Source organism: Pseudoalteromonas sp. SG41-1, assembly GCF_014164575.1.
GTDB classification, from domain to species: domain Bacteria; phylum Pseudomonadota; class Gammaproteobacteria; order Enterobacterales; family Alteromonadaceae; genus Pseudoalteromonas; species Pseudoalteromonas rhizosphaerae.
Map to the genome: position 1 here is coordinate 1 of NZ_JACJFL010000076.1, position 12,324 is coordinate 12,324.

A 12,324-nucleotide genomic window follows, 5' to 3' on the forward strand; every position below is an offset into this window, starting at 1 on the left:
ACCTAGCACCTAGCACCTAGCACCTAGCACCTAGCACCTAGATATCATTCACCTTACATTGTACATCCGGTAGCGGCTCGGTGGCTTTGCTATCGAGATGACGTACAAAGCATAGGTTGTTTTTTATCAGTAATTCAAAACGGTCTGGCATGTTTAGCTGTTTACCCATAATAGGGTTGCCAAGCCCGTCGGTTTTAGTGACGTTATCAACGACCATCAAGCTGCGCTTCATAAACACATCATTAGCTACTGCAATCTTCTCTGAGCGCATTAGGCGAGCAATTCCTTGAGCAATCAGTTCACCTTGTGGCTCTATTAGTAATGCATGCTGTAATTTTGGTGTTGGTTTTTCATTTTGTACAGAGCAGCCGCAGATCAAGAGCGCGGCTAGTATTGATGATGAACATTCTTTTAGCATAACAATTCTGCCTTGAGTTTAATGCTAACGCTTAATGCGAAGGCAGTATTTTATTTTGCTCAGCAAGAGATCCAGCCCGTGTATCTAATACTGCTGGGGTGTCACCAAAGCGTGCAGGTGCAAAACCTTGCTTACTGGCTATTGAACTGGCTGCTGGACAACTACCATTATCACGATAACCCAGCGCTGCTTTAAGTATAGCTTCTTCAGGGTCGCCTAGCTGATGGCTAAAGTCATCAGCAACGGCGCAACCGGCTATGCGTACTGGTAGGCGGGCATTATCAGTGGTATTTTGCGGCGCAAAACCATCTGAATATTCACCAAAACCTTTATTGTTCTCGCCAGTAAATTGAATGCTAAAGTAAGTCGTATCGCAGTTATCGGTGGGATAAAAACCGTATGGTTTACCGCAGGTACCAGAGCCAATTTGAATTACCTCAATATCTGCACCGCGTAAGCCATTTATTATCGCTTCGCTGGCAGAGCAAGTGCTGGCGGTAGTTAACAAGTACACGCGTTCTAAATTTAAGGTTGGTAATGGCGTGCCAACAACTAGAGCAGGATTATCAGCAAAACCAACAAACTCATTGGTAAACATGACGGGTTTTAAGCGTTGTCCTGTTACTGGATTAAATGTTGGGTGTTGATCGTTAAAAATGGTTTTTTCGAAAATTTTACCGTTGGTGTTCGCGGGGCCTGCGATCATATAAGCAACTTGACTAGCCATTTGTAAAAAACCACCGCCATTGTAACGAATATCAATAATTAGGTCAGTGACATTACTTGCTTTGAGATTATTAAAGGCATCATAAAGCGATTTTTCAGCAATTGCATTGTGGCTATTAAATTGAAAGTAACCAACAGTGCCATCAGCTAAGGTCTTCACGTTTGTGACTGGCCTAGAAGTAATCGTTTGCGAGTTTAAAATAACTTCGCGGGTTTCATCGGTATTTATATCTTTGAATACAAAGCTGGTGCTTTTACCAACTTTAGTTGGATATAAACCTGCGTTGAGGGTATCTACTTCAGCTTGCGTATTGGCATTGATAAAATCAACACCATCGATTTCTAAAATCTCAAAGCCGCGGGCAAGATTTTGCGCACTTGCAGGTGAGTTAGGTTCTGTATAGCTGATCACACCTTGGCGTGGTGCTGTAGGGCTTATTAATTTAACGTTAAAACCATAGCCGAAGGTTACCCCTGATTGGCTTTGGGCTCTCCATTGTGCGGTCGGCAGACTGGAGTGAAAGTTATCTTTGTTTGCGCCTGACTCGGTAATTTGCTCGGTTTTTAGTAATTTAAAATATTCACTTACAGCAGGGGTCAGCGCTGGATCACGATCGATAATTTCGTCATACCAAAGATAGGTTTCGTTACTCCATGATCGCAGCCAGTGCTTTTCGTTTAATACTTGGCATTGTTGATAAAAGTTACTAGAGGGCTGAAATACACCTTGCGTCCAATTGATACTGCTACCAGTGTCGCCACCACCATTGCTGTTGTTGTCGGGCATTGTACTACCGCCACCACAGCCAGAAAGAAACGCTAGAAAAGAAACATTGAAAAACCCAATAGTGAGCTTTTGAATAGAAGAGATAGCCATGATGATGCTCTGTTTTTATACAATATAACTCAATATAGCGGTTTTTTATTAAACTTGGTAGCAGTGCTGAGCATTTTTGTAGCTGAGTTTTTGCCATAAATTATGAGTGTTACAAAGCTCAAAATGGTTTGACCAACGCTGTTGATAACTCGCGTTGATTTGACATACAGGGAAATTACTAGCAAACATAACGCGGTGCTGGCCAAAGTGCTGCAGGATAAAGTTAAAACACTGCTGTTGCTGAGCTTGCATCTGCGCAGTGAGTAGCTCAAAGCCTGAAAATTTAATCCAGCAGTTAGGTAGTTGCGCTAATTGGCTGATCCCATGCTGCCAAATTGACAGATTATTGGGTAAACCCGCATGGTTTATTATTAATTGTAAATGCGGAAGTTGTTGGCAGTAGTTGATTAGCTGTTGGGTAATTGTAAGCTTTTCAACTTCAAATTGAGCTTCAAATATCAGCTGCTTACTGGCTAATAGCGCTAAGTTATCATGGCATGTAGCATCGCTTAAGCGCATGGCATCAGCGCCTTCGGTGATATCTCTAATGCCCACTAAGCTTGGGTGTGATAAAGCGGTAATTGCATTATTAAAATCGTCGGGATGACTGTTAATATTGGCAAAGCTGATAGCTTTATAATTGTGGCCACTTAAGTGCTCAGCTAGCCAGTGCAGTTCATTGATGGGGTGCTGGTTATCAAAGCCTGCTTCAATGTGTACTAGGCCAGCAATTTCAAACTGACTTATATGCTGTAATTGGTTAACACTTATGGGCGCTTTAATCGTATCTAAATTTGGCCAAGGCACAGGATTGTTACCTTGTAGCCAATCATATTGCCCTTGGACTAAATTAAAAAAGTGTACGTGGGGGTCAATAATACGTTCACTCATTGCGCGGTGTAACCACCGTCAATGGTTTGCAAACTGCCGGTAATAAAGCTGGCATCATCACTGGCTAAAAACGTAACCAATGCTGCGACTTCATCAGCTTGGCCTAATCGTCCGAGTGGCTGTAATGCGCCTTCTTCGGCAACTATAGTGGCTTTGTCGGCGCCACTACGAGCACAATATGCGTCGATAGCATTATGAAAAAGCGGTGTTTCTATGGTGCCTGGGCACACTGCATTGGTGCGAATATTAAACTGGGCATAATCCAATGCGGTGGTTTTTGCCATTGAGGCTAACGCATGTTTGGTCAGGTTATACGCAAACGAGTTGTTTTTAGCTATGATGGCTTGATCTGAGGCAATTAAAATAATTGCCCCATTTTGTTGCGCTTTCATGCTTGGTAACACGCTTTGAATTGCCGCGTAGGCACCTTTTACATTAAGTGCAAACAAGCTATCGAAGGTTGCTTCGTCAGTGTCTTCAATTGTCGCGCTTAGATGACGGCCGGCATTCGATACCAACACATCTATACATTTGCCATTACTGGCAATTTTTGCAATAACCGTTTTTACTGCGCTAACATCACTCACATCGCAGTGGTGCCAAGTGCCTAAATTTGCAGGTTCTAGATCAAGGTTATGTACTTGGTAACCACTATTTAGAAAACGCTTTACAACAGCAAGACCTATACCTTTACTGCCGCCTGTAACGATAGCAACCTTTGACATGGAATTTCCTTAGTGGTTGTGACCACAACCGCCTTCGCTATGGACATGGCCGTGTGATACTTCTTCGCTGGTTGCTTCACGTACGCTAAGTACTTGCACATCAAACGTTAGAGTTTTGCCTGCAAATGGGTGGTTTAAATCACAATCAGCATTGAAACGACCTACTTTCACGATCGTTACTTGATGACGGCCTTGATTAGAGCTAACCATTGCTGTCATACCTGGCTTCCATACTTTAGTGTCACCTTGAAGGTGTTTAAGAGGAATGCGTTGAATAAGATCATCAACACGTTCACCGTAAGATTCACACGGTGTAAGTGTCACGCTGAAGCTATCGCCAGCAGCCTTGCCTTCAAGAGCCGTTTCAAGACCTGGAAGCATACCTTCCAAACCATGAATATAGGTTAGCGGCTCACTGCCAGTACTTGTTTCTAGTTGCTCGCCCGCTTCACTTAATGTGTAGTGAAATTCAACTGCCGAGTTTTTGCTAATTTGCATGCCGATCTCTTTAATTTAACTGTAATGAAAAGCTAATTTTACGCTAAATAAGCCGGATTATAAACTACTGGTTCGGTTAGTGTGGTTGCTTTAAGGTTCTTGCAAGCTCTGAAAGTAAACCTTCGTCATGCAATTGTGACACGGCCTTTGTTGCTTGCGGCAAATGTAGCACCAGCTGCGTGCCAGGCGTTAAAATACTCGAGGCACTAAGTTTATTCCACCGGGCTAAATCACTATGCGGCACATCATAAAGTTGGCTAATTCCCCAGATAGTATCACCAGGCTTTACCTGATATTGAATAGCGATAGTGGGGATCGCTATTTCAGTTTGTTCAAGGTAAGGACTGATTTTATAATTGATAGTTAACGAGTCTGGCATGGTGCGAGGTTGGCCAACCATCAATGCTTCACCAATACCAATTAAATTAGAGGTTTTGTTATTCATCGCTTTTAGTTTGTTAACTGATAATCCAAAACGACGAGCAATCGAGTACAAAGTATCATTTTTTTTCACTGTATATTCGCCAGTGAAATTATTTTTAAAGAACTGGCTGCTTAATAAGCTTTGCTGTTGCAGTGGTAGTAATAAAGTATGGGGACCATTAGGTGAGCTTTGGTTTTTTAAATAGCCAGGGTTGAGTTTGTGTAGTTGGCTGCGACCAATACCAGATAAATTGGCAATCACCGAAAAATCAAATTGCTGGCCAACGTTAAGCTCAGTTGTAAGGGCTTTGTTGGCAAGTTTAGGGCGGTATAGTCCGTGCTGAGGGTTTTGTATTAAGTAGCTTAATGCCATTAGCTTTGGCACGTATTCAGAGGTTTCTTTGGGTAATTTCAACGACCAGTAATCAGTGCTTTTGCCGCGCTTTTTATTTTCTGCGATGGCGCGCTTTACACGTCCTTCGCCACTATTATAAGCCGCTAATGCATGTAGCCAGTCGCCATCAAAGCGCTTATGTAAATACTCTAAATAGGCCAAAGCTGCATCTGTTGAAGCGAGAACATCTTTGCGCCCGTCATACCATTGATCTGATTTTATGCCGAAATGATGAGCCGTCGCACCGACTAATTGCCATACCCCAACAGCTTGTTCTGATGAGCTAACAGTCGGACGAAAATCACTTTCCACAAAGGGCAATAAGGCTAATTCCATGGGTAACTTACGTTGTTCTATTTTACTAACAATATGATAAAGATAAGGCGCAGCCCGGGCACTGACAATCTGTAAGTATTTGGGTTGCTTGGTATACCAGAGAATCCGTTTATTTAGTGCTTTGTTTAAGTATATGTTAATGGTTAAATTGTTGGCTATATGTTGCCATAAATCTTCATTACGAGTGTGCGCTTGAGGTGATCTAGTGGCTTGTTTTGCAGAAGCTGTTAATGTTATTTTTTGTTTTTTATGCTTGGCATCTGTGGGCTGTGCCGAGTTATTCGATGACGGTTTAACGTGATTAAAAATAACCGGAGTTTGCATAGTATCATTTGGCGCTGAATGCGGTTCAGTTGTTTGGCAACCAGATAGTAAGATTAAAGTCACAAACAGGGCAAAGAGGTAACAGCGCATAAAAATCACTAAATTAATATCCTTTTAAAAGTCTAGCACATCCGTGTGCGAGCGCTATTTTGACTGTTTAACTCGTTTAAGTCCAGCCTCTAGAAACAGCGGGTAAGCTTTTCGTGCTATCTCATCAACTTGGTAGTCTTTCGCAAACTGCTGATTAAAGCTTTGCTGTAATTGCACTAAATCTTGCTCTGGATAGTTTGTTACATGCTGTTGTATCGCGTGCAAAAAGTTTAATGGTTGCTGTAAATCGTCTCGTTTTAGTACGCTTCCGTGGCCAGGAAGGATTATCTTGATGCGCTGATCTGAGTGAAGTTGCGTGAGTATCTGCAACCAGTTATTAAAATTACCATGGCCGGGATAAGGTAGCCAATCAACCACATCAGCACCGACTAAAATGCGATGATTTTCGGCGCTGAGAGTTAAATCACCATTAGTATGGGCTTGGTGTGCGTTAATAGTGACCGGGTAGTTGCCAAGTTCAATGGTTAAGCTATCAACAACGTAAGTTTGTGGTGGTTGTAGTTGATATTGGCGCCATCGTAATAATCGCTGCTTAGCTAAGTTGAGTTTGTTTTGCCAGTGCTGTTGTTGCGCTTCGGGCTGCTGGGCTAAACGCTGTAAACTCAATTCTATACTTTTTTCATAACTATCAAGTTTATTAGTATAGGTTTGTTGGAGTTGACTAAATTCAGTAGCAAGTTGTTGATGGACAATTAATTGAGCATCAGGGAAATGATGCTGCAAAATAGCCATGCCCAGTAAATGGTCGTCGTGGAAGTGACTAGCAACTAAGTAACACAAAGGGGTTTTTAAGGTGCTTTTTAGTTGCTTAACGGTTGCTTCAACAGCGGCAAAGTCGCCACTGGCATCAAACATTAGCGCGCATTTATCACCTTCAATGAGCACTTGGTTTGAGTCATAAAAGCGTAGGGCTCGTTGCTGCTCTAAAAATTGTACGTTAGGGGAGATTGTTTGCCACTGTGTTGCTGCAACAGCAGAGCGAGGTGCAACAAGACTAAAGCTTAGCAATAAAAGTGCAGTTAACTGAGTGGGGATATAAAAAGGGTGAGTCATAACCGTATTGCCAAAATAGAGAAAATAAAATAGGCAAGTTAGCTGATTTTGTTTTTAATTGATACTGGAATCCGCGAGATAATAAAAAAAGCGCGAGTGCGCTTTTTTTATTCGGCTGACGATTGCCCTAAGTAAGCACTGAGCTTATCGATGAGTTGATCCTGCTGCTGTTGGGTAACGCTTTGCTGTGTTTTTGCTTCGAGTAACTCATGGCTAATATTCAAGGCCGCCATTAATAAGGCTTTTTGATCATTGCGCACTGTTGAGCGCTGCTTCATTTTATCAACCAAATCATTTAAGTATTTGGCTGATGCAATGAGTGCATCCTCTTGCCCAGCTGGGCAAGCAAATTGCTGCTCTTTACCAAGCAACTCAACTGTGACTCGCTGGTTTTGCAGCTCAGACATTAGTTAGCCTGTTGGGCGCTTTGTAGCTTCTCAAGTAAACCCGTTAAAGTTGTGCTGGTGTCTTTTTGTTTTTCTTCACTTTCAAGTACTTCAAGTTGAAGAATTTCATTTTCATCGATTAGCTTACTATTTTTATCTTTAAGCTCGCTAACCTGAGTTTGTAGCTGTGAATTTTGGCTAATTAATTGGTCGATCAATTGTTCTAGTTGAGAAAGGGTATCGTTATTCATAAAGGCGCTCATAAAACTGTGATTATTGTCATGCAAATGTAAAGCAAAGTTGCTTTATATGCCAGCATTTACGTGTGTTTTGGCTGATTTTTATTTAATGTTAATAAGCTGTTCAGGCTAGCGACTAATTTGTTCATAAGTGGTTCACTTAATGGCCAGCAATTTATGACCCTTGGCGTTTTATGTTGTAGAATATAACTAACTTCAATGAGTTTATTTAAGCGAAATTATATTATGCTCAGTTACAGACACTCATTTCATGCTGGAAACCCAGCCGATGTCGTTAAACATTTGGTATTAGCTCAGGTATTAAGTTACCAGACGCTCAAAGATAAGCCATTGGACTATATCGATACTCACTCAGGAGCTGGCTTTTTTGAATTAGCCAGTGCTGATGCACAAAAAACGCAAGAATACCTAAATGGCATTGCTAAGCTTTATCAACATCACAGTGAGCATCAGGAACTAAATGATTATATTGATTTAATTAAATCATTTAATGACACAGAACAATTAGCTTTTTATCCGGGCTCGCCGAAAATTGCTGAGCATTTCTTGCGTCGCCAAGACAAAGGTTGGTTTTTTGAGCTACATCCGCGAGATTTGGCATTACTACAAGAAAACATGAGCGGTAAGCGCTCAATTCGTGTCCGCGGCGAGGATGGCTTTACGGGTCTAGTGGGGTTATTACCCCCCGCTTCGCGCAGAGCATGTGTACTCATTGATCCACCTTATGAAATTAAAGACGATTACGACACTGTGGTAAAAACATTAACGAAGGCTTATCAACGCTTTGCTACTGGCACTTACATGATTTGGTATCCGGTGGTCGACAGAGAAAGAATTGAGCGTATGGAAGAGGGATTGATTGCTTCAGGTATGCGTAATATTCAGTTATTTGAATTGGCGACTGAAGCCGATACTGACGTGCATGGCATGACTGCATCGGGGATGATAGTGATTAATCCACCGTGGAAGTTAAAACAAACTATGGATAAGGTATTACCTGAACTAGTTAACTTATTAAGCGATTCATCAGGCTTTTATCGCAGCGAGCAATTAGTTGCCGAATAAACATTGAAACGCCCAGTTCACTGGGCGTTTAATTACAGAGAGTGATTAGAGTTAATTAAAATACACGGCTTTAAAGGTTGCCAGTACTTTACCTTGCTTATCTTTTAAGGTGAGTGATTCACCATTAATATTCCACGTCGCAGTATTTTCTAGTACGCCAGACATTGCAGTTTCTTGTTCCATACCTTGAGAGCACATTTTTCTAGTACTAGCTTGCGGGCTGAATGTCAGTGCTTGTTGATCTACTTGATAACTACCAGCAAAATTATTGCAGCCTAAAAAGCCATGGCTTTTGTTATCTTTACTAAATTGAATAAAGGGTTCTTTTGTTTCAACAGTGACTTGCACGCCATTTATAGTAACAGCTTTAAAATACGTATTTACTAAATCGACATTAGGCTTTTGCGGCGCAACTTTAGACACGACTACTTCATAAGGTGCTTGTTGTGATTGCTCAAATGGATTGTTATGTGTAGTACTAACGTACAATAACTGATCTTGATTAGTGATACGTGCAATTACGCTATAGCGATGACGTTGATCCATTTTGCTCGCGTCGTAGCTAAGCTCTACCGTATAAGGTGGTGCGCCATTGATATCAATAGTTTGTTGACTAATTATTTCTGCTTCAGTATCCATCTTTGACACATCAGCTAAAGTCACTGTGAGTTGTGAGCCAGGACCTAACATGCTGCGATCAAGGTAGCTAACTTGAGTTGTTAAAGTGGCCATGGCTGCATCTTCAGTGGTTTGTTTAGTTTGTGGATCAGGTAGGCTCTTGCACCCGTTAAGTACCATTGCACTGCTGGCCAATAAACTAATGCTGGCAATCGATTTTAAAACTGAATAAGGTTTGTTCGATAGCATGGTTTATTCCTTGAAATAAATGAATCGGTTGATTTTTAATCTATGGGTAGTTTACAGCGCGATTACTTAATCATAGCTTAATTATATTTAGGAACAAAAAAAGGCGCATAAATGCACCTTTTTGTAGGCACAGAGATATTTACTTCTTCACAAACTTGGTCAAAATAACAATGCGCTGACCGTCAACACGTCCTTCAATATGTTCAGGGTTGCTGGTCAAGCCGATATTACGCACAGCAGTACCACGTTTAGCCGTTAAGCTACTGCCCTTAACATCTAAATCTTTAATAAGTGTGACTGTATCGCCGGCTTGCAGTACCACGCCGTTGCTATCAACATGTTTAATATCATCATTTTCAGCAAGTACTTTTTTAGCCCATGCTAACGTATCTTCTTCAAGATAGATCATGTCTAGCGCATCTTGTGCCCAGCCATTATCAGCAGCTAAACGGGTTAGCATACGGTACGCCACCACTTGTACCGCAGGTGTTTGGCTCCACATGCTATCGTTTAAACAATGCCAATGAGTAGGGGTAATATCAGTGGTGCCTTCAACTTGGTCTTTACACGTTTGGCAAGTATAAATACATTTATCTGAATGAGCTTCAGTGACAGGTGGCACTTCGTATACAGAAAGGTTTTCAGTTGCAGTACATAGCTCACATTGGTTATTACTGCGTTCAACTAAGGCTTGTTCAATGCTCATATCAAGGCTCTTTTGGGGGTTAACAGAAAAGTAAGCCCTTATTATACTCAATCATCAGTCAAATTAGAACTTATCCATTATTTTAGTGTGGGTATAGTGAAAACTTTGACTTTACAGATGGTTTGCAGACATTCAATAAAAGGAGCATTATTACTTACAAGTTTAGGCAAGGCGCAAAAACCTTACTATACTGAGTACATAAAATAACAACAATTTAGCTGGCAAGAGTCACTATAGTTATTAGCAGGAAATAATATGCTTAATACGCAGATAACCGCCGAGGTGCCAAAACTTGTTACACAATACATTGCCAGGCAGCCTATTTTTGATGCTGAAACAGGCATTTATGCATACGAATTACTGTATCGAGATTCGATAAATAACGCATTCCCTATTGGCACAACAGATGGTCAGGCTACTGGGCGGCTGTTTTTTAACGCTTTAATGCTTATTGGTATAAATAAACTTACTGCGAACCAACGCGCTTTTATAAACCTATCTTCAGATGCCCTGTTAGATGATTTCCCTAAATTATTGCAACCAGATAGCGCAGTAATAGAAATCGTTGAACGAGCCGACAACATTGATAAAGTGACCAGTCGAGTTACGACTCTAAAAAAAGATGGCTATACTTTTGCTCTCGATGATTATGATGGAGATGAAAAATGGGAGCCATTATTACATTTAGTTGATTATATAAAGCTTGAAGTTGAAGAGCCCATCATTAAAACCAATATGCTGTTAAAAAAGCTTAAACGCCGTTTTCCTGATGTAAAAATCATAGTTGAACGAATTGAAACGCACGAACAATTTATGCTACTAAAAAGTGCCGGCTGCGATTACTTTCAAGGCTTCTTTTTCGCGCGTCCAGAAATGCTCAGCTACCATAATGTTGAGCCATCTAAATTTGCTGTTTTTGATTTGCTGCGCTGTACGTCGCGCCCAGATCTCGATTTTGATGAAGTCCACCAGCGGGTAGCTAAAGACGTCGGTTTAACTGCTCGTATTCTTAAATTAGTGAATGCACGCTCTGGTAACCAAAATTTAGTGATCACCTCTATTTCACAAGCGGTTATTTATTTAGGTGAAGATGCAATTCGTCAATTTGTAAGAGTGTTGGCCCTTAGTGAACTAGGGGTTGATAAACCTAGTGAACTAACTAAGTTGGGGTTAACTCGTGCGCATTTCATGCAGTTAATGCTAGAGCCTGGCGGTAAGGAAATGTCTCAGCGTGGTTACTTAGTTGGCTTGATGTCAGTGCTCGATGCTATTTTAAATATGGAACTGGATGTTATCGCAAAAGAGTTTTGTTTAGGCGATGATTTATCGAGTGCACTGCTTAACTTTAACGGTATGTTAGGTGCTACTTTGCAGTTAGCTCGCGCGGTAGAGGAAGATAATTGGCCATTAGCAGTTAAATTGTTAGAAACCATTCGGCCAGCTTCTCCCATCGATGTCATTTATAATGCCATGCTCGTAGCACGGCAATACGGCGATGAGGTTTTAGCCTCAATTATTGAAGATACTTAATACCTTGAGTATGATGCGCCATTATCAATATACTTTAAAAGACGACTATGCGTTTATTACTGCCGATCACGACTATTTTAATTGCTCTGGCGTTGTTATTACCTGGCGTTACTCAGCCTGTGCTAACCCTTGAGGGGAAAATTGATAAATCAAAGCTCGCCAAAACAGGCATTGCTATGATTGCTGATGAAGGTGACCGTCATACCCGCAATATGTTAATGATGGCGTCGAGCATGTTGGGCCTTGATAAACTCGAAGGTGAAATTAGTGCTTATAAAAAAACACGGAGCATTTGGGGCACGGTTAACGAACTTGCCAATAATAAAAATTACCTAGTCGCAGCATTGGTAGCATTGTTTTCAATTGTGGTGCCAGCTTTAAAACTGTTGATGCAATTAGTTTATTGTTTAATACCGATGAACAAATTAAAGCATATACTCGGTCAAGTTATACAAGGCTTGAGTAAATGGAGCATGGTAGATGTTTTTGTCATTGCTTTGATTGTGGCTTACCTTGCTGGTAACGCCGATGGCCAGATGGGGGAATTGATCAACATGCATGCCGAATTTGGTACAGGTTTTTGGTACTTTACCGGTTATTGCTTATTTGCCATCGCCGCCAGCAGCTTAATTAAAGTTACGCCAAAAAATAGTTAAACGTTTGTGTTAACTAAATAGTTATCATAAACTTCGCTAGAACCTAGAACCTAGAACCTAGAACCTAGAACCTAGAAC

Annotated in this window: 14 protein-coding genes; 3 read left to right on the forward strand and 11 right to left on the reverse strand. The window is 41.1% G+C overall.

The genetic code is table 11. The features are described 5' to 3' along the window. Nucleotides 1-37: 37 nt before the first annotated feature. From H5203_RS21680 to zapB, 9 genes are all read right to left on the reverse strand, one after another. Entirely contained in the window at nucleotides 38-418 is a 381-nt protein-coding gene (locus H5203_RS21680; protein WP_182820305.1) for a hypothetical protein, read from the reverse strand. A 31-nt stretch (nucleotides 419-449) separates the two neighbouring features. After that, nucleotides 450-2,021, reverse strand: coding sequence for a S41 family peptidase (locus tag H5203_RS21685; RefSeq protein ID WP_182820306.1), 1,572 nt, complete (start codon nucleotides 2,019-2,021; stop codon nucleotides 450-452). Between the two features lie 48 nt (nucleotides 2,022-2,069). After that, a complete protein-coding gene (locus tag H5203_RS21690; RefSeq protein WP_145238147.1) occupies nucleotides 2,070-2,912 on the reverse strand; it encodes an amidohydrolase in 843 nt (280 codons plus the stop codon). After that, nucleotides 2,909-3,637, reverse strand: a complete 729-nt coding sequence (locus tag H5203_RS21695; protein WP_182820307.1) for an SDR family NAD(P)-dependent oxidoreductase — start codon at nucleotides 3,635-3,637, stop codon at nucleotides 2,909-2,911. The genes H5203_RS21690 and H5203_RS21695 overlap by 4 nt, the downstream gene beginning before the upstream one ends. Before the next feature lie 9 nt (nucleotides 3,638-3,646). Beyond that, nucleotides 3,647-4,135, reverse strand: a complete 489-nt coding sequence (locus tag H5203_RS21700; protein ID WP_182820308.1) for a peptidylprolyl isomerase — start codon at nucleotides 4,133-4,135, stop codon at nucleotides 3,647-3,649. Nucleotides 4,136-4,211: 76 nt separating this feature from the next. Then, entirely contained in the window at nucleotides 4,212-5,702 is a 1,491-nt protein-coding gene (locus H5203_RS21705; RefSeq protein WP_182758821.1) for a LysM peptidoglycan-binding domain-containing protein, read from the reverse strand. A gap of 54 nt (nucleotides 5,703-5,756) precedes the next feature. Beyond that, the gene (locus H5203_RS21710; RefSeq protein WP_149980510.1) at nucleotides 5,757-6,776 is read right to left on the reverse strand and encodes an MBL fold metallo-hydrolase; all 1,020 of its coding nucleotides are present in this window, start codon (nucleotides 6,774-6,776) and stop codon (nucleotides 5,757-5,759) included. 107 nt (nucleotides 6,777-6,883) lie between these two features. Beyond that, nucleotides 6,884-7,183: a cell division protein ZapA gene (locus H5203_RS21715; RefSeq protein WP_145238162.1), complete on the reverse strand. Its 300-nt coding sequence runs from the start codon at nucleotides 7,181-7,183 to the stop codon at nucleotides 6,884-6,886. Then, complete coding sequence (gene zapB / locus H5203_RS21720; RefSeq protein WP_145238165.1) at nucleotides 7,183-7,413, reverse strand: cell division protein ZapB; 231 nt, start codon at nucleotides 7,411-7,413, stop codon at nucleotides 7,183-7,185. The genes H5203_RS21715 and zapB overlap by 1 nt, the downstream gene beginning before the upstream one ends. Nucleotides 7,414-7,647: 234 nt before the next feature. Between zapB and H5203_RS21725 the strand changes: the two genes are divergently transcribed. Then, entirely contained in the window at nucleotides 7,648-8,487 is an 840-nt protein-coding gene (locus H5203_RS21725; protein ID WP_182820309.1) for a 23S rRNA (adenine(2030)-N(6))-methyltransferase RlmJ, read from the forward strand. 51 nt (nucleotides 8,488-8,538) lie between these two features. On the opposite strand, the gene H5203_RS21730 is transcribed toward H5203_RS21725, so the two are convergent. Together H5203_RS21730 and H5203_RS21735 are read right to left on the reverse strand one after the other, a co-directional pair. Next, nucleotides 8,539-9,354, reverse strand: coding sequence for an META domain-containing protein (locus H5203_RS21730; protein WP_145238168.1), 816 nt, complete (start codon nucleotides 9,352-9,354; stop codon nucleotides 8,539-8,541). Between the two features lie 139 nt (nucleotides 9,355-9,493). Further along, nucleotides 9,494-10,060 (reverse strand): alkylphosphonate utilization protein, encoded by a 567-nt coding sequence (locus H5203_RS21735; RefSeq protein ID WP_145238171.1) that lies wholly within the window; start codon nucleotides 10,058-10,060, stop codon nucleotides 9,494-9,496. 255 nt (nucleotides 10,061-10,315) lie between these two features. Between H5203_RS21735 and H5203_RS21740 the strand changes: the two genes are divergently transcribed. Beyond that, nucleotides 10,316-11,590 carry an EAL and HDOD domain-containing protein gene (locus H5203_RS21740; protein WP_145238174.1) on the forward strand — a complete coding sequence of 425 codons (1,275 nt, stop codon included), beginning with the start codon at nucleotides 10,316-10,318 and terminating at the stop codon, nucleotides 11,588-11,590. A 47-nt stretch (nucleotides 11,591-11,637) separates the two neighbouring features. Further along, on the forward strand, nucleotides 11,638-12,246 hold the full coding sequence (locus tag H5203_RS21745) for a paraquat-inducible protein A (RefSeq protein ID WP_145238177.1): 609 nt from the start codon (nucleotides 11,638-11,640) through the stop codon (nucleotides 12,244-12,246). The last annotated feature ends 78 nt before the right edge of the window (nucleotides 12,247-12,324 follow it).